The 19897-nt window shown below is 69.7% G+C and carries 19 protein-coding genes; 10 read left to right on the forward strand and 9 right to left on the reverse strand.

The features are described from left to right. Nucleotides 1-42 precede the first annotated feature (42 nt). On the forward strand, nucleotides 43-1845 hold the full coding sequence (locus tag JOF42_RS18250; protein WP_210099273.1) for a heparinase II/III domain-containing protein: 1803 nt from the start codon (nucleotides 43-45) through the stop codon (nucleotides 1843-1845). Next, on the forward strand, nucleotides 1842-2930 hold the full coding sequence (locus tag JOF42_RS17435; RefSeq protein WP_210098963.1) for a substrate-binding domain-containing protein: 1089 nt from the start codon (nucleotides 1842-1844) through the stop codon (nucleotides 2928-2930). Before JOF42_RS18250 ends, JOF42_RS17435 begins: the two co-directional genes overlap by 4 nt. A 243-nt stretch (nucleotides 2931-3173) precedes the next feature. On the opposite strand, the gene JOF42_RS17440 is transcribed toward JOF42_RS17435, so the two are convergent. Further along, nucleotides 3174-4124: a LacI family DNA-binding transcriptional regulator gene (locus JOF42_RS17440; protein ID WP_210099263.1), complete on the reverse strand. Its 951-nt coding sequence runs from the start codon at nucleotides 4122-4124 to the stop codon at nucleotides 3174-3176. A 140-nt stretch (nucleotides 4125-4264) separates the two neighbouring features. On the opposite strand from JOF42_RS17440, the gene galT reads away from it, so the two are divergent. The 3 genes from galT to galE all read left to right on the forward strand — a co-directional run bounded on the left by galT (nucleotide 4265) and on the right by galE (nucleotide 7815). After that, nucleotides 4265-5476 (forward strand): galactose-1-phosphate uridylyltransferase, encoded by a 1212-nt coding sequence (galT, locus tag JOF42_RS17445; RefSeq protein WP_307803639.1) that lies wholly within the window; start codon nucleotides 4265-4267, stop codon nucleotides 5474-5476. Continuing rightward, on the forward strand, nucleotides 5473-6669 hold the full coding sequence (gene galK, locus JOF42_RS17450; RefSeq protein ID WP_210098965.1) for a galactokinase: 1197 nt from the start codon (nucleotides 5473-5475) through the stop codon (nucleotides 6667-6669). The genes galT and galK overlap by 4 nt, the downstream gene beginning before the upstream one ends. Before the next feature lie 168 nt (nucleotides 6670-6837). Next, nucleotides 6838-7815, forward strand: coding sequence for a UDP-glucose 4-epimerase GalE (gene galE / locus JOF42_RS17455; RefSeq protein ID WP_210098966.1), 978 nt, complete (start codon nucleotides 6838-6840; stop codon nucleotides 7813-7815). Here galE and JOF42_RS17460 read toward each other — a convergent pair. From JOF42_RS17460 to JOF42_RS17470, 3 genes are read right to left on the reverse strand one after another with little or no spacing between them, the layout of a single operon-like run. Next, entirely contained in the window at nucleotides 7800-9143 is a 1344-nt protein-coding gene (locus tag JOF42_RS17460) for an MFS transporter (RefSeq protein ID WP_210098967.1), read from the reverse strand. The genes galE and JOF42_RS17460 overlap by 16 nt on opposite strands. After that, nucleotides 9140-10048, reverse strand: coding sequence for a polysaccharide deacetylase family protein (locus JOF42_RS17465; protein WP_210098968.1), 909 nt, complete (start codon nucleotides 10046-10048; stop codon nucleotides 9140-9142). Before JOF42_RS17465 ends, JOF42_RS17460 begins: the two co-directional genes overlap by 4 nt. Continuing rightward, nucleotides 10045-11187, reverse strand: coding sequence for an ROK family transcriptional regulator (locus JOF42_RS17470; protein ID WP_210098969.1), 1143 nt, complete (start codon nucleotides 11185-11187; stop codon nucleotides 10045-10047). Before JOF42_RS17470 ends, JOF42_RS17465 begins: the two co-directional genes overlap by 4 nt. A gap of 115 nt (nucleotides 11188-11302) precedes the next feature. Between JOF42_RS17470 and JOF42_RS17475 the strand changes: the two genes are divergently transcribed. Beyond that, nucleotides 11303-11830 carry a GNAT family N-acetyltransferase gene (locus JOF42_RS17475; RefSeq protein WP_210098970.1) on the forward strand — a complete coding sequence of 176 codons (528 nt, stop codon included), beginning with the start codon at nucleotides 11303-11305 and terminating at the stop codon, nucleotides 11828-11830. A 13-nt stretch (nucleotides 11831-11843) separates the two neighbouring features. Here the strand turns inward: JOF42_RS17475 and JOF42_RS17480 are convergent, their stop codons facing one another. Beyond that, the gene (locus JOF42_RS17480) at nucleotides 11844-13277 is read right to left on the reverse strand and encodes a gamma-aminobutyraldehyde dehydrogenase (protein WP_210098971.1); all 1434 of its coding nucleotides are present in this window, start codon (nucleotides 13275-13277) and stop codon (nucleotides 11844-11846) included. Nucleotides 13278-13377: 100 nt separating this feature from the next. On the opposite strand from JOF42_RS17480, the gene JOF42_RS17485 reads away from it, so the two are divergent. The 3 genes from JOF42_RS17485 to JOF42_RS17495 are packed head-to-tail and all read left to right on the forward strand — an operon-like array spanning nucleotide 13378 to nucleotide 15623. Beyond that, the gene (locus tag JOF42_RS17485; protein ID WP_056415446.1) at nucleotides 13378-13845 is read left to right on the forward strand and encodes an Lrp/AsnC family transcriptional regulator; all 468 of its coding nucleotides are present in this window, start codon (nucleotides 13378-13380) and stop codon (nucleotides 13843-13845) included. Between the two features lie 27 nt (nucleotides 13846-13872). Next, entirely contained in the window at nucleotides 13873-15279 is a 1407-nt protein-coding gene (locus tag JOF42_RS17490) for an NAD(P)/FAD-dependent oxidoreductase (RefSeq protein ID WP_210098972.1), read from the forward strand. Beyond that, complete coding sequence (locus JOF42_RS17495) at nucleotides 15276-15623, forward strand: cupin domain-containing protein (protein ID WP_210098973.1); 348 nt, start codon at nucleotides 15276-15278, stop codon at nucleotides 15621-15623. The genes JOF42_RS17490 and JOF42_RS17495 overlap by 4 nt, the downstream gene beginning before the upstream one ends. Before the next feature lie 83 nt (nucleotides 15624-15706). On the opposite strand, the gene JOF42_RS17500 is transcribed toward JOF42_RS17495, so the two are convergent. From JOF42_RS17500 to JOF42_RS17510, 3 genes are all read right to left on the reverse strand, one after another. Then, nucleotides 15707-15937, reverse strand: coding sequence for a histidine ammonia-lyase (locus tag JOF42_RS17500; protein WP_210098974.1), 231 nt, complete (start codon nucleotides 15935-15937; stop codon nucleotides 15707-15709). Between the two features lie 20 nt (nucleotides 15938-15957). Further along, entirely contained in the window at nucleotides 15958-16740 is a 783-nt protein-coding gene (locus tag JOF42_RS17505; RefSeq protein WP_245340844.1) for a CPBP family intramembrane glutamic endopeptidase, read from the reverse strand. Between the two features lie 110 nt (nucleotides 16741-16850). Continuing rightward, on the reverse strand, nucleotides 16851-17516 hold the full coding sequence (locus JOF42_RS17510) for a hypothetical protein (RefSeq protein ID WP_210098975.1): 666 nt from the start codon (nucleotides 17514-17516) through the stop codon (nucleotides 16851-16853). 169 nt (nucleotides 17517-17685) lie between these two features. Between JOF42_RS17510 and JOF42_RS17515 the strand changes: the two genes are divergently transcribed. Beyond that, complete coding sequence (locus tag JOF42_RS17515; RefSeq protein WP_210098976.1) at nucleotides 17686-18267, forward strand: hypothetical protein; 582 nt, start codon at nucleotides 17686-17688, stop codon at nucleotides 18265-18267. 161 nt (nucleotides 18268-18428) lie between these two features. On the opposite strand, the gene JOF42_RS17520 is transcribed toward JOF42_RS17515, so the two are convergent. Then, complete coding sequence (locus JOF42_RS17520) at nucleotides 18429-19895, reverse strand: carboxylesterase/lipase family protein (RefSeq protein WP_210098977.1); 1467 nt, start codon at nucleotides 19893-19895, stop codon at nucleotides 18429-18431. Between the last annotated feature and the right edge of the window lie 2 nt (nucleotides 19896-19897).

Here is a 19897-nt window from a genome sequence, read left to right on the forward strand (position 1 = left end):
ATAAATCTAGATCGATCATTTTCGATCAGCTATGCTGAGTCCGTGAACACGCTTCCCGCGCCGACCGCCGACGATCGCGTCGCCTGGGCGCACGTCGATGCGACTGACCTGCGCGCCCGCGCCGAGGCGGATCTCGGCGCGCCCTGGCCGCAGCCCCTCGCCAGTCAGGCCGCTCGCGTGCACCGCGACGGCGACCGGGTCGCCTGGGAAGACCAGGCCTTCGCGCGACAGCACCGACTCAGCAGGGCGGTGATCGCCGCGGCCGTCACACTGGACGGGCGCTGGATCGACGAGGTCATCGACGGGGTGCAGCTGCTGTGCGAGCAGAGCTCGTGGTGCTGGCCGGCCCACGACGACACGTTCGACCGGCACGGCAGCGTGCTCGCGACCGTCACGGATCCCTTCCTCGACCTCGGCGCGGGAGAGGTCGTGGCCCAGCTCGCGTGGATCGATCACGTGCTCGGCTCGCAGCTCGATGCCCGCGCACCCGGCATCCGCTCCCGCATCCGGCACGAAGCGCAGGTGCGTGTCTTCCGCCCCTTCGTCGAGCGCCGCGACTGGCACTGGCTCGGACTCGACGGCGACGTGCACAACTGGAATCCGTGGATCCACTCGTCCGTCCTCACCGCCGCCGTGCAGCTGCACGCCGACCCCGAACGCATCACCGACCTGGTCGTCGAGGGACTCGACCGCTACCTCGCCTCGCTGCCCGAAGACGGCGCGATCGACGAGGGCTACTCGTACTGGTGGAACGGCGCCTGCCGCGCACTCGAGGCGCTCGACCTGCTCGAGTACGCGACGGACAGATCACGACCCGACCTCGCCGGACTGCGCGAGACCGTCGCGTTTCCGCACCGTTGCCACCTGGGCGGCGACTGGTACGCCAACCTCGCCGACGGGCAGGCCCGCCCGCCGGCGGATCAGCCCTGGCACGCCCTGCACCGCGCGGCCCGGCGGATCGGCGATGCGGATGCCGCCGCCCACGCCGCCTCGCACCGCGACGCCGCCCCGTCGGAGTTCGCCGGGCTCGGACGCCTGATCCGTGCACTGACGGATGCCGAGTGGCTCGCCGCCGCCACCGCCGACTCTCCTCTTCCGCGCGACGTGTGGCTGCCGTCGACGCAGGTTCTGCTCGCCCGCGAACAGGCGGGGACCGCCGCGGGGCTCGGCCTCGTGATCAAGGGCGGGCATAACGCCGAGCACCACAACCACAACGACGTCGGTTCGTTCATCGTCACGTCCGACGGAGTTCCGGTGATCGTCGATGCCGGGCGCCCGACGTACACCAAGGCCACGTTCGGGCCCGACCGCTACTCGATCTGGACCATGCGGAGCTCGTGGCACAACACCCCCACGATCGCGGGCGTCGATCAGTCGCCGGGGCGGGAGTTCGCCGCATCCGATGTCGAGGTCTCGGTGACGGATGCGGCGTCGTCGCTGACTCTCGACCTCGCCGGCGCCTACGACGTCGCCGGACCGACCTGGCGACGCACGGCGGCGCTCGACCGCGGGGCGCGCGTCGTCCGCGTCTCGGACGAGTGGGCCGCGCCCCTGCCCGGTGGGCCGACCGCCCTGAACCTCGTCGTCGCGGGCACCGTCTCAGCCCTCGATGACGGCGTGCGGGTCACGCCGCTCGACGGTGCAGCACCCATCGTGATCCGCTGGCCCGCCGGCATCCGAGCCGCCCAGAGGGTGCGCCTGCTCGACGACCCGATGCTGAGCGACGTGTGGGGCGAGCGACTCACCCGCATCGAACTCGACGTGAGCGCGCACGATCGCGCGTGGATCACGGTAGAAAGAGACGACGCCACCCCGGGGACGGGTGACAGCGAGGACGACCGATGACCGATCAGCAGCACGCTCCGCTGGCGCCCGCGCGTCACGCGCACATCATCGCCGCCCTCGAGCGCGACGGGATCGTGCGGGTCTCACGCCTGACTGAAGAGCTCGGCGTCGCGCCGGTGACGCTGCGCCGCGACCTGCAGCAGCTCGAGGAGGAGGGCCGTCTCGAGCGCGTGCACGGTGGCGCGGTGCCGGCCGAGGCTGCGCGCGCGGATGAGCCGGCGCCCGCCCAGACCGGTGGCGCGATCGGCGTGCTGGTGCCGTCGCTCGCCTACTACTGGCCCGGTGTCGTGCGGGGCATGGAGGCCGAGGCGCGCAAGCGCGGGCTTCGTCTGGTGCTACGCGGCGCCTCGTACGAGCTGCAGGACGAGCGCCCCGTGCTCGAGCGCCTCATCGCCGCCGACGACATCCGCGGCCTCATCGTCGCCCCCAACCCCGACGTGACCCACGCGCAGGACGTGGTGCAGTGGCTCGACGCCTCCGGCATCCCGGCGGTGTTCGTCGAGCGCGACGCCGTGGTGCTCCCCGACCGTGCGCCCGTCGAGAACGTCACGACCGACCATGCCCTGGGTGCGGTGCTCGCGGCGCGCCACCTGGCCGCCCTCGGCCACCGCCGCATCGGCCTCATCCTGTCGCGGGAGTCGCCGACCGGCCGCAAGATCGTCACAGGATGGGCGACGGCCTGCGACGAGCTCGGATTGGCTCCGGCCGACCACTTCGAGAGCCTCTTCCCCGACCGCAACGGCCCGGGCTTCGCGACCGCCGTGAACGCGGCGATCGACAAGGCACTCGACGCCGGGGTGACGGGGGTGCTCATCCACTCCGACCCCGAGGCGATGGCGTTCATCGACATCGCGCTGAACCGCGGACTCTCGGTGCCCGAAGACCTCTCGGTCGTCGCCTACGACGACGAGGTCGCACAGCTGTTCACCCCGGCGCTCAGCGCGGTCAGTCCGCCGCGTGCCGCCGTCGGAGCCGCCGCGATCGACCTTCTCGCCAAGCGCATCGCCGACCCCACGCGTCCGGTGCATCGGGTGTCACTGAGCCCGACGATGCACGCCAGGGAGTCGTCGGCTCCACCCGCCTGACGTCAGCGCGCGCTCGCGCGCTGGGTCCTCCACGCGCCAGGCGCATCCCGCGACTCAGGCGGGGTCAATTCCGCATCCCGCGACTCAGGCGGGGTCGATTCCGCATCCCGCGACTCAGGCGGGGTCAAAAGAGCATCCGAATCAGCCGTTTCCGGTGTCGAATTGACCCCGCACCGCGAGTCCGGTGTCGAATCGACCCGCAGCGGGCACGGCGGCGCACGAGGCGGCTCCACCCGCCTGACGTCAGCGCGCGCTGGCGCGCTCGACGAGAAGGGTCGGCACGACGGCGGATGCCTCGACCCCCGCCGTCCCCTCGATCTGAGCCACGAGCAGGTCGACGGCGCGGTGCGCGAGAGCGGTGAAGTCCTGACGGATCGTCGTCAACGGAGGGCGGTAGTTGGCGGCATCCGGCACGTCGTCGAATCCGATCACGCTGACGTCCTCAGGAATCCGGCGCCCGGCCTCGGCGAGCGCGCGCAGCAGCCCCAGCGCCATCTGGTCGTTGGCGCAGAAGACGGCGGATGCTGCGCTAAGCGCATCGCCCGCGGCGAACCCGGCCTCGGCCGACCAGTCACCGCGCGCCACCGCCGGAGGTTCGATGCCCGCGGCGACGAGGGTCTCGCGCCAGCCGCGCTCGCGCTCGGCTGCGGCGAACGAGTCGGCCGGACCCGCGAGATGGTGCACGGAGTCGTGCCCGAGGCTCAGCAGATGCGCGGTCGCCGCAGCGGCACCGCCGACGTGGTCGCTGTGCACGACGGCGAGGTCGGCTGTGGCCGGTGCATCGACGACCACCAGGCGCAGTCCCGCCGGGCGCTGCGCCGCGGGAACCAGGGCGGATGCCTCGTTCAGCACGATCGCGCCGTCGACCTCCTGCTCGGCGAGGCGCTCGAACGCGTCGGCGACGCTCTCGCCCGCGGTCACGAGGGTGAGGGCGTACCCGCGCTCAGCCGCCGCTTCGGCGGTGGCCTGCAGCATCCGCGAGTTGCCGACCGTCGCGAGCGTGGTGACGACGAGTCCGATGGTCTGAGAGCGGCCGGTACGCAGGGCTCGGGCGGCACGGTGCGGGCGGTATCCGAGCTCGGCCATGGCCTGCTCGACCCGCTCGCGGGTGGCGGGATCGACCCGGGGGCTCTCGTTCACGACGCGAGAGACGGTCTGCCCCGAGACGCCGGCGCGCGAGGCGACCATCGCCATCGACACGCGGCCCGACGAGGGGCGGCGGCGGCGCGGCCTGCCGGCATCGCGCAGGAGGTCGTCTTCCATGGCGGGCGCTCCTTCAGCCGTTCACACTCGGAATGTTGACGTTACCACGGACCTGTGCGTACCATGTTTACGTGAACACGCACGAATCCCCTGAGTTGCGAACCGAGACCCTTTCCGCCGGAATCATCAAGCGAGCGACCACGCTCGCCGACGGCCGCGAGCTGATCTACTTCGACGACCCCGACACGACGCTCGGCGAAGAGCGTTCTGTCGATTCCCGCACCCTCGACCCGCGCGGCGAGACCGCGACGATGCGCCTCGACGTGCTCACGGGAGACTGGATCACGGTCGCCGCGAACCGCCAGAACCGCGTCATGATGCCGAGCGCCGACGCCGACCCGCTCGCGCCGCAGTCGCCGACCAACCCGTCGGAGGTGCCGTCGCGCTACGACGTCGCCGTGTTCGAGAACCGCTCCCCCGCTTTCGGGCCCGCCCTGGCCGAGGCCACCGGCACCGCCCCCGGGGCGAGCAACCCTCCCCGCGGCCTCGACGACCTCGGCGCCCTCGGCCTCGGCCGCACCCGCACCTCGGTCGGACGCTGCGAGGTCGTCTGCTTCAGCCCCGAGCACACCGGCTCATTCGGCACGCAGTCGGTCACGCGCGCCCGCACCGTGATCGAGGCCTGGGCCGACCGCACCGCCGCGCTCTCGAAGCTCCCCGGCATCGAGCAGATCTTCCCGTTCGAGAACCGCGGCGAGGCGATCGGCGTGACGCTCCCCCACCCGCACGGCCAGATCTACGCCTACCCCTACGTGACGCCGCGCACGACCCGGGTGCTCGACTCGATCGAACGCACCGCGCCCGATCTGTTCCAGCACATCCTCGAGTCCGAGCAGGCGTCCGAGCGCGTCGTGTTCCGCGGCGAGCACTGGACCGCCTTCGTGCCCTTCGCCGCCCGCTGGCCCCTCGAGGTGCATCTGATGCCGCACCGCCACGTTCCGGACTTCGCCGAGACGACGGATGCCGAGCGCGACGAGCTCGCTCCCCTCTACCTGCGCCTGCTCCGCGGCGTCGACGCGCTCTACGACACCCCGACCCCGTACATCGCCGCCTGGCACCAGGCCCCGGTCAACGTCGGTCGTGACAGCGTGCGGCTGCACCTGCAGCTGACGAGCCCGCGGCGCGCGGCCGACAAGCTCAAGTTCCTCGCCGGTTCCGAAGCGGCGATGTGGGCGTGGGCCGCCGAGATCACCCCCGAACAGGGCGCCGCCCGCATCCGCGAGGCCATCGCACAGGCAGACGCCGCCCACGCCGCAGACTCATCAGAAGAGGTATCCGCATGACCGCCACCGACGACGCCGCGACCGCGCTCTTCGCCGAGCTCACCGGCCAGGCCCCCGCAGGAGTCTGGTCCGCCCCTGGCCGGGTGAACCTCATCGGAGAGCACACCGACTACAACGACGGCTTCGTGCTACCGTTCGCGATCCCCCATCGCACGGTCGCCGCCGTCGGCACGCGCGACGATCGCCGCATCCGTGTCGCCTCGACCTTCGCCGACGAACCGGTCGAGGTCGCGATCGACGAGCTCGCGCAGCTGTTCCCGACGCCGACCGGTTCCGCGCCGGCGGTTCCCGAGTGGGCGGCGTACCCGCTCGGCGTCGCCTGGGCGCTGCGTCAGGCCGAGGGCGCTGCCGACAGCGTGATCACCGGCTCGGGGCTCGACATCGCGATCGCCTCCGACGTCCCCGTGGGCGCGGGCCTCTCGTCGTCCGCCGCGATCGAGGGCGCCACGGCATCCGCCCTCAACGACCTGTGGGACGCGGGACTCGACCGCACGGCCCTCGCCCGCGTCGGTCGCCGCGCCGAGAACGAGGCCGTCGGCGCCCCGACCGGCATCATGGACCAGATGGCCTCGATGCTCGGCGAGCCCGACGCCGCGATCTTCCTCGACTGCCGCTCCCTCGACGCGAACCTGGTGCCGGTCGGCATCGCCGAGGCCGGCCTCGCGATCCTTGTGATGGACACCCGCGTCAAGCACGCGCACTCCACGGGCGGCTACGGCGAGCGCCGGGCCGCGTGCGAGCGTGGCGCGGCGATCATGGGCGTGCCGAGCCTCCGCGATGTCTCGGTCGACGACCTCCCCCGCGCCGCAGAGCTCATGGACGACGTGACCTTCCGCCGCGTCCGCCACGTGGTCACCGAGAACCAGCGCGTGCTCGACACCGTGCGCGTGCTGCGCGAGGAGGGTGCCCGCGCGATCGGCGATCTGCTCGTCGCCTCGCACGCCTCCATGCGCGACGACTTCGAGATCTCGGTGCCCGAGCTCGACACGGCGGTCGAGGCGGCCCTCGCGGCCGGGGCGATCGGCGCACGGATGACCGGCGGCGGGTTCGGCGGTGCGGCGATCGCGCTCATCGAGCAGGATGCCGTGCAGCAGGTGACGGATGCCGTGAACGCGGCGTTCGCGGCATCCGCCTTCACCGCTCCCGTGATCTTCACCGTCACTCCGTCGGCCGGCGCGCACCGCGACGCCTGACACCGTCCCGATCCTTCTGTGACACCCGTCCCGATCTGCGGAGCCCGCCCCGATCTGCGGCCGAATCCGGCCGATTCACCCGCAGATCGGGACCGCGTCCGCAGATCGGGACGCCACAGGTCGGGTTCCGCCCTGAAATACTGAACTCTCCACCACCTGAGGAGCACCATGTCCTGGATCGTGACCGGCGGCGCCGGATACATCGGCTCGCACGTCGTACGCGCACTCGCGGATGCGGGGCTGACGCCCGTCATCCTCGACGACCTCTCCAGCGGGGTGGCGTCGTTCGCGCCCGAGGGCGTGCCGTTCGTGCAGGGTTCGATCCTCGACCGCGCGCTCGTCGAGAAGACGCTCCGTGATCACGACGCCGACGGAGTCATCCACGTCGCCGGTTTCAAGTACGCCGGCGTCTCGGTGCAGCGCCCGCTGCACACGTACGCGCAGAACGTCGAGGGCACCCGCGTGATCCTCGAGGCCATGGAGGCCGCGGGAGTCGGCAACATCGTCTTCTCGTCGTCTGCCGCCGTGTTCGGCACGCCGGATGTGGCGCTCGTCGTCGAAGACACCGCCAAGAGGCCGGCGAGCCCGTACGGGGAATCCAAGCTCATCGGCGAGTGGCTGCTGCGCGACCAGGCCATCGCGACCGCGGAGTCCGAGACGCCGCTGCGCCACACGTCGCTGCGGTACTTCAATGTCGTCGGCTCGGCCGACCCGACGGTCTACGACGTCAGCCCGCACAACCTCTTCCCCATCGTGTTCGAGGCGCTCATCGCCGGCAAGACCCCCAAGATCTTCGGCGACGACTACGACACCGAAGACGGCACCAATGTGCGCGACTACGTGCATGTGGGCGACATCGCCGCGGCGCACGTCGCAGCCGCCCAGCGTCTGCTGGCCGGCGAGTCGATCGAGCCCGCGTACAACCTCGGCTCCGGCGACGGGCTCAGCGTGAAGCAGATCATGGATGCCGTGGCCCGCGTCACCGGCATCGACTTCACTCCCGAGATCGGCCCCCGCCGCGCCGGCGACCCCGACCGCATCGTCGCCACCGGTGAGCTCGCCGCCCGCGACCTCGACTGGAAGATGCGGTACACGGTCGACGAGATGGTGCGCACGGGCTGGGAGGCTCGTCAGGCCGCTTCCTGATCTCCGAGGTCTCGGGTGCGGATCGGGTAGAGCCAGAAGCAGAGCCAGGCGAGGGCGGCGAACACGAGCGGCACCACCGCGACCATCACGCGGATGCCGCCGTCGACCGCCTCGGGTTGGGCGTCGCCGAGCGATGCGTCGAAGCCGGATGCCGTGAGCACCACCGCCGCGACGATCGCCTGCAGCACGACCGACCCGCGCACCACGAAGCCGTTCACGCCGAAGTAGGCGCCCTCCCGGCGATGCCCTGTGCGCACCGCATCCTCGTCGATGATCTGGGCGAGCACGACCTCGAGCAGCTGCAGCAGACCGCCGACGCCCACTCCCACCGCGACCCCGACGAGGGCCGCCGCCATCACGGTCGACGGCAGCAGGTATCCGAGCATCGCGATGCCGAAGACCGCGACGCTCCACAGGAGAGCCGTGCGCGGTGAGGTGCGCCGCACGACCGCGCTCCAGAGGACGATCGACGGGATCGCCGTGACGAAGATGGCACCGAGCAGCAGACTGCCCTCGCCCTCGGCCGCACCGAGCGAGTACCGCACGTAGAACGGGATCGCCGCGAGCACCACCGCGATCGCCGTCTGGATGAACAGCGACCCGAGCACGTAGGGGACGAACGCGCGATTCGCGAACGTGTAGGTCAGCTGATCGCGCCAGCGCATCGCCTCGGACGCCGCCTCCGGCACTCGACGCTCGATCATGCCGCCGACGAACGACCACACGAGCAGCACCAGGCAGACGGTCGCGAGCACGACCGCCATGCCCGGCCAGCCGATCCGCCCGTACAGCGCGGGGGCGCCCGCCGTGCCGAGCACGATGCCGAGGATCGCGAAGATCTGCCGGGGCACATTGCCCCTGGCGCGCTCGTCGGTGGTGCGGAAGATCTCGGGGAACAGCGCCGAGATGTTGAGCACGACGACCACGAACGCGATGTCGTACACCGCGACGACGATCAGGAACCAGACGATCAACCCGGCGGCCGGCAGCTCCGGCGGCATCCACACCAGCGCGAACGCGACCACGAGCGGCACGATCCCGAGACCGATCCAGGGGATGCGGCGGCCCCAGGGCGTGCGGATGCGGTCGGACAGCGCGCCGACGACCGGGTTGAGCACGGCGTTCAGCACCCCGTGCGCGATCATCGCTGCGGCCACCCATGTGGGTTCGACGCCGAGGTGGGTGACGTAGAAGTAGACGACGAACGCCGAGAACGTCTGCGTCATGAGCTGCGTCGGGAATCCGGATGCTCCGAACGCGATCGCCTGCGCCCTCGTGGGCGCGGCATTCAACCGTCGGTCTCGAAGACGCGTCGTCAGCGAGGTCATGCGCTCTCTCTCCGCTGCAGGTCGCGCAGGTCGCGCCACCCCAGCCTGATCAGTCCCTCGTCGGCGATCGCCTGCAGCACCGCCGGATCCGACAGCAGACGCAGCTCGTGCCCCCGCTTCACGGCGCCGTAGTCGACGGCGGCACGCAGCTCGTCGTCGTCGACCATCGGATGCAGGTAGATCTCCGTCACTCCCGAAGGCACCGCCCGCAGCAGCGCGATGAACCCGTCTCGTACCTGCTCGTACGACTCGTCGGGTGCGGCGTCGAAGGGATGGCTCCAGAGGCGGTCGATGATCTCGACGCCGAACGCGTCGGCCCCGGCCGCAGCCTCGGCGAGCTTCGCCTGCAGCGCGGCATCGTCTTCCGTGCCCTCCATGCTCCGAGGCAGCCGGAACGGCAGCCCGTGGCGCGCGGCCAGCTCGAACACGGGCCGCAGGAAGTCGCGTCCGGTGAGCAGCCCGTAGACCGACCCCATGTGGTTGTCGAGGTGGGTCACATCGACACCGGCATCCAGTGCCGCCTGCAACTGGGCTGCGATCTCGGCCGCGACGTCATCGGTCGACGCGTGCTGCTCGATCTCGAGCGCACCGGCCGGGAAGTATCCGGCCGCATCGACCAGGGTCGTGCCTGTTCCGGTGAGCGGGCGCCACCGGTAGTCGGTCCACTCGCTCGTGAGCACGAGGTGCACTCCCACGTCGAGATCCGGTCGCGACGCGGCGAACGCGAGCGCCTCGGGGGCCCAGGCGCACGGCACCATCACCGTCGTGGAATCGATGTGCCCTGCATCCAGCAGCTGGACGATCGCGGTGTTCGCCGCGTGGCACATACCGAAGTCGTCGGCGTTGATGATCACGGCTCGGGCGCCGGGGGCGAGCCCGAGTCGATCTGCGAGATCCGAGCTCATCTGCGCTTCCTGTCTGCATCGGGAACGAGACGCGAGAACACGGTCGCGCGAAGAGCGGATGCCGCCTCACCCACCGCCCCGACCAGCGGCGCCTCCGGTCCGAACGACGAGACCGCGAACGTCAGAGGCAGTCTCGGAGCGAGGTTCTCGGCGTAGTAGTCGGCGACGGCGTCGATCATCGCGGGGTGCGCAGCGGATCCGCTGAGGATGAACGCCTCAGGATCCAGCACGAGGGCGATGCTGCCGGCGATCAGAGTCAGTCGGCGCCCCATCTCGGCAGCCATCGCGATCGCGGCAGGGTCGCCGGCGTGCGCGGCATCGAGATGCTGGTCGACCGTCTCGTCGGGGTTGCGCCCGTTGGCGAGGGCGAGATCGCGCACGACCTCGTCGCCGAGCACGGGGGCTCCGATCGGCACCGGCGTCTGCGGCAGGTACATGACCTCGCCGGCGACTCCCGAGAAGCCGCGGTGCAGCACACCGTCGATCACGATGCCCGCGCCGAGCCCGTCGTCGAGCAGCAACAGGGCGAAGCTGGCGAGGTCGGCGCCGGTGCCCGCTGTCAGTTCTGCGAGCGCCGCCAGATTGACGTCGTTCTCGACGCGTACGGGGCAGCCGAGACGCTCCGAGAGCGCGTTCTTGAACGCACCCCCGTCTGGCCCCTGATCGTCGCGGATGCCGCCGTCGGCCGAGACGATGCCGGGGATGCCGACGACCGCGAGCTCCAGCGGCCCGGCGACCACTCGTCTGCAGGCGGTGACGAGCTCGACGATGTGCTCCACCCGATCGCCCCGCACGGGGAACGGCGCGTGATGCTCGGCTCGGACGGCACCGGTCGGGTCGACGAGCACGACGTGGGCGGCATGGCCGTCGACGTGCACGGCGGCGGCGAGGCCGAGCTGCGGATGCAGCGCCACACGGCCCGCGGCGGGTCCTCGGGTCTCGCGGTCGACGCCTGCCGGCGCGACCGCCGCGGCGCTCTCGAGCATCCGCAGCACCTGCGTCACCGCGGTGCGCGAGAGCCCGGTCTCGGTCGCGAGCGCGTTTCGCGTGAGTGGCCCTCGGCGAGCGAGCGTCTCGAGGATCGCACGTCCGTTGAGGGTGCGTAAGAGGGTCTGCGGGCCCGCCAGTGGTCTTGCCATGATGATCCCCCCGGATTCGACGTGCGCTCAGCATGACACATCGTGTCTCACTGGTCGAGGGGTCAGTCCGTCAGGTTCGACGGCGCTTCCAGAACACCGCTTCTAGAGTGGTCGGATGACGACACTGCTGATCCGTGACGGAGTGATCGACGACGCCGATCAGATCGCCGGCGTGCACGTCCGCTCCTGGCAGGCGGCGTACCGCGGGCTCATCGACCAGGAGGTCCTCGACGGGCTCTCGATCCCCGACCGCGCCGAGGGGTGGCGACGCAACCTCTCGGACCCGCTGCCGACCATCATCGGCATTCTTGTCGCCGAACGCGACGGCGAGATCGTCGGGTGGACATCCTTCGGCTCAGGGCGCGAGGAGGAGGGAGCGGGCGACGGCGAGGTCTACGGGATCTACGCCGACCCCGCCGAGTGGTCGACGGGCGTCGGACGCGCGTTGCTCGACGCCGCCGAGCAACGGATCCTGGACGCCGGCCACACGCGTGCGTACCTGTGGGTGCTCGACGGCAATGAACGCGCCGACGCGTTCTACGCTCGCCAGGGGTGGGTGGCCGACGGCGCGAGCAAGGTCGAGGAGCGGCCGGGAATGAGCCTGCGGGAACACCGCAGGGTCAAGCATCTGGCCGGCTCCTGACCCGGCCGCGCTCTCAGTCGAGAGCCGACATCACGTGCTTGATGCGCGTGTAGTCGTCGAAGCCGTACTGCGAGAGGTCCTTGCCGTAGCCGGAGTGCTTGAACCCGCCGTGGGGCATGTCCGACACGAACGGGATGTGCGTGTTGATCCACACGCATCCGAAGTCGAGGTCGCGTGAGAAGCGCATCGCGCGGGCGTGGTCGGTCGTCCAGACCGACGATGCCAGCGCGTACGGCACGTCGTTCGCCATCTCGAGTGCCTGCGCGTCGGTGTCGAACGACTGCACGGTGAGCACCGGGCCGAAGATCTCGCCCTGCACGGCCTCGTCGTCCTGGTGCAGGCCCGACACGATGGTCGCCTCGAAGAAGTAGCCCGTGTCTCCCTGTCGCCGACCGCCGGTCTCGATCGTGGCGTGCGCCGGCAGCCGGTCAACGAACCCCTGCACCTGGGCGAGCTGAGCCGCACTGCTCAAGGGGCCGTAGAGCACGCCCTCCTCGTGCGGTGCGCCGGTGCGCGCATCCGTCTTCGCCTTCTCGACCAGGGCCGCGACGAACTCGTCGTGCACAGACGAGTGCACGAGGACGCGCGTGGCGGCGGTGCAGTCCTGCCCCGCGTTGAAGAAGGCACCGGTGATGATTCCGGATGCCGCCTTGTCGAGGTTCGCGTCGGGGAAGACGATCGCCGGCGCCTTGCCGCCGAGTTCGAGGTGCACGCGCTTGACGTCGTTCGCCGCCGAGCGGGCGACGGCCATGCCCGCACGGACGGACCCGGTGATCGCGACCATCTGCGGAGTCGGATGCTCGACGAGAGCGACACCGGTGTCACGGTCGCCGAGCACGACATTGAGCGTGCCTGTGGGCGTGTGGACCGCGACGATCTCGGCGAGCAGCAGCGTCGTGAGCGGCGTCGATTCAGCCGGCTTCAGCACCACGGTGTTGCCCGCGGCGAGCGCGGGAGCGATCTTCCACACGGCCATGTTCAGCGGATAGTTCCACGGCGTGACCTGGCCGATGACGCCGATCGGCTCTCGGCGCACGAATGACGTGTGTCCGGCGAGGTACTCCCCCGCGGCGCGGCCTTCGAGGCTGCGCGCCGCCCCGGCGAAGAACCGCAGCTGGTCGATCGACTGCAGGATCTCGTCGTCGACGAGGGTGGCGCGGGGCTTTCCGGTGTCCTTCGACTCCAGGTCGGCGAACTCCTCGGCCCGGGCCTGCATCTCATCGGCGATGCGGAACAGCGCCAGCTGCCGATCGGCCGGTGTCGTGTCGCGCCAGATCGGGAACGCGGCGGATGCGGCGGCATAGGCCGCATCGACGTCGGAGGCGTCCGAGACGGGCAGCTCGCCGTAGGTCTCCTCGGTCACGGGGTCGATCAGCGGCATCCGCCCCTGTCCGCTCACGGGAACGTACTGCCCGCCGATGAAGTTCTTGAGGAGTTCTGTGGCCATGCCCGCCATGCTAGCGATCGGAGTGCGAATACAGAAGAGTCTTTTGAATCAGACGATGGAATCAGTTGCCATGATGGGTGCATCCTGTCAATATCGACACATGAGCGCCACGCCGAAGCAGCCCGTTCTCGATGACATCTCGAAGCGGATCGTCGAACTCCTGCAGGAGGACGGCCGCCGGCCCTATGCCGAGATCGGTCGCGAGGTGGGGCTCAGCGAGGCCGCCGCACGCCAGCGCGTGCAGAGGATGACCGAGGCCGGCATCATCCAGATCGTCGCCGTGACCGACCCGATGCAGCTGGGGTTCCACCGCATGTCGATGATCGGCATCCGCGTCACCGGCGACCCGCGGCTCATCGCCGAGGAGCTGACGAAGATCACCGAGCTGGCCTATGTCGTCGTCACGCTCGGCACCTTCGACATCCTCGTCGAGGCCGTGTGCGAGAGCGACGCCGACCTGCTCGACCTCATCGCCACCCGCATCCGCACCATCCCGGGCGTCGCCCACACCGAGAGCCTGCTGTATGCGGGTCTCTACAAAGACCTCTACAACTGGGGCACGCGCTGAGGCGCGGCTCCGAGAACGGGACTGATCATGGGAACCACGGTCTTCGAACGTCACCGCCCCGCGGATGCAGTGATCGACGCCTCGCTGCGCGACACGGCCTTCAGCGTGTTCTGGCTCGATGACGTCGAGCGGGTCTCGCACCCCGCCCTCTCCGGCAGCATCACGGCCGACCTCGCGATCGTCGGCGGCGGATACGCGGGCCTCTGGACCGCCGTCCGTGCGAAGGAGCGCGACCCCGAGCGCCGTGTGGTGCTGCTCGAGGCGTCGCGTATCGCGTGGGCCGCATCGGGGCGCAACGGCGGTTTCTGCGAGGCCAGCCTCACGCACGGACACGAGAACGGTCTCACCCGCTGGCCTGACGAGATCGACCGCCTCGAAGAGCTCGGTCACGAGAACCTCGACGGCATCGAGCAGACCGTGAAGCGCTACGGCATGGACGTCGATTTCGAGCGCACGGGACAGCTGGCCGTGGCCGTCGAACCGCACCAGGTCGAGTGGCTGCGTGAGGAGGAGGGATTCCTCGACCGCGAGGCCGTGCAGGCCGAGGTGCACTCCGACACGTTCCTCGCGGGGGCGTGGGAACGCGACGGATGCGCGATGGTGCACCCCGCCAAGCTCGGTCTCGAGCTGGCCCGCGTCGCCGCAGAACTGGGCGTCGAGATCTACGAGCAGTCGCTCGTGCGCGAGGTCGTCGGCGACGGATCGGGCCCGATCACGCTCGTCACCCGCGGCGGAGGACGAGTGACCGCGGATGCCGTGGCGCTGGCCACCAACGTCTTCCCCTCACTCCTCAAGCGCAATCGCCTGATGACGGTTCCGGTGTACGACTACGTGCTGATGACCGAGCCGCTGACCGACGAGCAGCTCGCCTCGATCGGGTGGTCGAACCGACAGGGCCTCGCCGACAGCGCCAACCAGTTCCACTACTACCGGCTCACCGCAGACAACCGCATCCTCTTCGGCGGATACGACGCGGTCTACCACTTCGGCGGCAAGGTGCGCCCCGAGTACGAGGACCGCGCCGAGAGCCACCACAAGCTGTCCTCGCACTTCTTCACGACGTTCCCGCAGCTCGAGGGCCTGCGCTTCACGCACCGGTGGGCCGGAGCCATCGACTCGTCGAGCCGCTTCTGCGCGTTCTTCGGCACCGCCCGCAAGGGTCGCGTGTCGTACGCGACAGGGTTCACCGGACTCGGCGTCGGCGCCGCCCGCTTCGCCGCCGACGTCATGCTCGACAAGCTCTTGGGTGAGTCGACCGAGCGCACAGAGCTCGCGATGGTGCGCGAGAAGCCGATCCCGTTCCCGCCCGAGCCGGCAGCCTCGATCGGCGTCAACCTCGTGCGCGCGGCGATGAACCAGGCCGATCACAACGAGGGCAAGCGCAACCTGTTCCTCAAGACACTCGACGCGGTCGGCATGGGATTCGACTCGTGAGCGAGCTCGCTGCGGGAACCGGAGTGGATGCTGCGGCGCTGCCGCTCGTGCACGAACCGCTGCCTGCGGATGAGGTGGTCATCGGTCGCCCGACGACGGCGGTGCATACGTTGGCAACCATCGGCGAAGTCGAGGTCGGCGTCTGGGAGATGACGCCGGGCACGGCATCCGACACCGAGGTCGACGAGGTGTTCGTCGTGCTCGCAGGTCACGCCCGAATCGAGTTCGTCGAACCGGCACTGCCCGCGGTCGAGGTCGACCGCGGGTCGGTCGTACGCCTGGCCGCGGGCCAGCGCACCGTGTGGACGGTCACCGAGACGCTCCGCAAGGTCTACATCGCCTGACTCGCGGCGACGCCGTCACGCGCACCCGGGATCGTTGAGGCGATCCTCTGGGCTTGAGAGGAGACCACAGCCGAGGCCCTGCGTCAGACCGATCCGTCCGGAGTGAACGGGCTCGCGGGACCGTGGGCACGGCGGGTCTCGGGGTCGATCCAATTGCCCGAACCGGTCATGCGGTGCCAGCGCTTGTGAAATGCCAGATCGGTGCCGTCGGCTTCGACGACGGCCGCTCCGCACAGATCGCAGATCCGCAGGATGACGATGTCGCCGTCTGCAGTCATGACCGAGATCGACCCCGCCGGGAATATGACGCCCATCGCGCTCTCCTCTCGCGCCCTCAGCGCACGGGCGCTGTCGCTGGCGCCGTCGCTGCGGCGACCGGCTTCTCATCCGCACCCTTGATCACCCAGTAGACGACGGCGACCGCGAGGATGCCGATCACCGGGGTCAGGAACGCAGCCCACGCGGTGCCGAGCGGGGCGAAGCCGACCGCGAACACCGAGACATCCCAGAGACCGTGCAGCGCCATGGCCCAGATGAGCGACCCTGTCACCCGACGCACGATGTAGAAGCACGTACCCGACATCGCGGCGATCACGACCTGTCCGAGGGTCGGCACGACGGGGGCTCCGAGTGCAGCGTTGATGATGTGCATTCCGCCGAAGAGGGCGGAGGTGAGCAGCCATACCCAGACTTCGGAGAGACGCGAGCGCAGGGCCGTCAGCAAGAGCCCCCGCGACATCAGCTCTTCGCAGAATCCGACGGCGAGCCCGAGGGCGAGCAGCGACAGCAGGAATGACGCGTCGAACTTCGACCAGTCGGTGTTGAACAGGTTCGCCACTGCGACGACGAGCATGATCGCGGGCACGAAGAGCGGCCACTTGTGGTGCGACCGCTTGCGCTCGAACAGCGCCGGCTTCCACCACCCCAGAAGCCACGTGGTGATGGCGAGCAGCACCGCCCCGACCGCGAGGTCGAGCACCGCTCCTCGCCAGGTGAACTCGGCGGAGGTGCCGATCTCGGTGTACGCCACCCCGCTCAGTTTCGACACGACGAAGATGACCGCGACGTAGCCGACGTAGATCGCGAGGCCGATCCAGACCCGAGGGGTGACGCGCATGAGTTTGTGCCTTCCGTCGGCGGGGGGGGTCCGATCACCCAACATATCGGTGGTGAGGGCGGAGATGGTGACGCCGGATCGGCCACCATCTTCGCGTTCGCCACCATCAGCTACGTACGGTCCGCATCGAGGACGATACCGAGTCGGTCGGCGACAGCACGCGCCTGCCTCTCAGCGGCGTCCGCTGTGCGCTCGAGGCCAGGCAGGTCCTCCGGGCGGAAGTACCAGGTCGATCGGTCTCCGGGGGAGACGTATCGTTCCTCGTCGGTGAGCTGCGCGTCGGGACGGGCCTTGAGGAGGTCGGCCTCGGCACGGTCCCGCTCGTCGAGCACCCGCGACGCGAGCTCGATGTCCCGGGCGGTCAGGTCCGCCGGGGCCCCAGCCACCACGAGGGGATGGATCAGCACCGACGGCAAGGGCTTCGGGATGGGGGTGGTCGGTCGTGCGCGCGAGGCGACGACCGCCGTCACCACGGCACCCAGGACGAACAGCAGCCCGACGGCGATGGCCGCGTCTCGAAACGGCAGTCGGAGCGACGCGATCACCACGCCGGCCACGGCCGCGAGCAGGAGACCGCCGGCGATCGGAACAAGACACCCGACCGCATCCCTCCGCCCACGGGCGACGCGCGCTCGCCGGTGGCTCTCGATGATCGCCGACGCGTCAGCGTCGCTGTCCGGCGGCACGAGGTGCAGCTGGTCCGGGCGCGTCCGGATCGCCGCGGCGTCGATAGCCGGCAGGAGGAAGCAATCCGAGCGGTCGGAGGAGATCGGCACCACCCCATCCTCTCGTGCCCGGGCCCGTGCGATGCCCGCCTCGGAAGCAACGCGATCGACGGCGACCCGAGTTCCCGTCCACGAACCTTCTCTGAAGACGATCGCTCTCGGAGAGACCACAACTACGAAGTACGCCTCTCGTAAGATGCACGCACTCTAGTCTCAGAGGATGAGCACGGGACACGCGTTGCGGATTCTGTTCGAGTCGAGGGGATTTGAAGGCGTCGTCACGGTCGACACCGCGACGAGCGAGAACATCTCACAGACGGGTCTGGGCACCCTTCTAACAAACGTGCCGCACGAACGACTCGTCGGATACCCGATAATGACGGCGAGCGTTGAGTACACCGGGCCGGGCTACAACGCGGTGTTCGCCTGGGTTCAGTTCGTGGAGATGATCCCCGCAGACGGGTCGCGCTCGACAGCGTTCCTGGACAACATGCCGAGCCTGAATCAGCAAATTCCTTTCAGCTCATTCGGTTTTTTGCCGACGCTCTTTGATGCACCGGCGAATCCCAACGCTCCAGACCTGCAATGGCGCGCAGATTCGTACCTTGTCCGATTCTCGGTCCACGAACCGCGAGTGATTACGCCGATTGCGGGGTTCCAGTGGGGATATGACCTATGCGAGGGAAAGCCTGCCGTCGTACATGCGACGTGTCTCCCCCGACAAGACATGCTGCGCTGGACGAATTCGCTGCCTGGCTTACTCGGTGGTTGGGACGTAACCCTTGCTCCCGATAGTGACTAGCGGTGAGCTTCAGCATCGCTGATACCTCCTCCACATGACGGCCAAACGATCCCCCGAAATCCCTGCCGAAACCCGATTCACCGAAACTGCTGCATCAGCGTTTTCGGCAGGGCACCAGCGGCTGCTCCGACACGTGGCGCGCCGCCGACCTGCCGCTCGACTCAGAGCAGCGCCCGCACCGACGCATACGCGTCGGCGACGTCACGGGTGGGCCGGTCGTAGACACGCACGACACCGACATCCCCGTCGTGCCTGCCCCACCCCGGATCGCCGGTGGTGATGAACGCGACAGCGGCGCCGTGCACGTCGTCAGCGAGTTCTTGGGGCGGGTTCGGCCCCGCGAGAGCTTCCATCGACGGGCCGTCGAGGCAGTCGAAGAAGAACGGCACGTCGAGGCAGTGCTCCGCGAAACCGAAGCGTCCCGAGGGCCAGGAGAAGCGGTAGAGCCAGGTGGGGGCATCGCCACGGTCGGCCGCGATGCCCGGCACGGTGGTGCGGAACATCCGATCGGTCAGCACCCGGCCCGCGAGACGCGCCTTGCCGAGACGCACGACGTCGGCATTCGCGGCGAGATACTCGGCACGGATGCTCTTGGGCACACCGAACCGGTTCAGCAGCACGGACTGCGGCACCCACCGCAGTGCCTTCGCCGCTTTTCCCGCGAACGCCATCGTGAATTCGTCGTCGGTCGCGCCGATCACCAGTGGCTTGTCGGCACCGACGCCGGCGCGCAACGACTCTCGAGTCGGCCGCGGAAGCAGGTCGCCGTCGATGGCCGGGCCCAGCGGCAGCCCCTCCTCGATCACGGTCGTCAGCGACGAGGGCCCGAGCTGGGTCGCCTTCTTCTGCAGCGCGAGCAGGCGCTCCTCCGACAGCGTCGACAGTCCGGCCACGGTCGGAGCCACCCCGCCCGAGGCGGCGAGCGCACGCCCGAACGCCTCGGCGCGAGTCGCCGACACATCGCCCAACGCCCCCGAGATCGCGTAGACCGCGTGGAACAGGTGCTGCGCCTTCTCCATGCCGAGCAGGGTGAGCACCGCCCCGCCGCCCGCGGACTGTCCCGCGATCGTCACACGGCTCGGGTCTCCGCCGAATGCTGCGATGTTCTGCTGCACCCATTCGAGGGCGAGCAGCCAGTCGCGCACGCCGCGGTTCGACGGCGCATCCTCGATCCAGCCGAAACCGTCGAACCCGAGACGATACGAGAGCGAGACGGTGACAACGCCGTCACGGTTGAAGTTGCGGCCGTCGTACCAGGGGCTCGCGGGCGAGCCTGCGAAATACCCGCCGCCGTGGATCCAGACGAGCACGGGCAGTCCCGAAGCCCCGGGGTCGGGCGTGAACACGTTCACGTTCAGGGTCGAGTCGCCTTCGACGCTCGGCTCGGGGATCAGCGTCACACCGGGGTCGCCGCGCTGCGCGGTCGCGGCGAACTCGAGCGTGTCGAGCACGCCCTCCCACGGCGCCCTGGGCACCGGCGCCTGGAACCGCAGCTCGCCGATCGGCGGCTCGGCGAACGGGATGCCGAGGAAGCCCGCCGATCGCGCGGCACCTCGCCCTCCCGTGGTCGGGCGCCAGCGCCCTCGGACCCGCCCCGCGGCGGTCTGCACTTCGACGTACTCGGTCATGA

The sequence above is a fragment of the Microbacterium phyllosphaerae genome (assembly GCF_017876435.1).
Lineage (GTDB): Bacteria > Actinomycetota > Actinomycetes > Actinomycetales > Microbacteriaceae > Microbacterium > Microbacterium phyllosphaerae.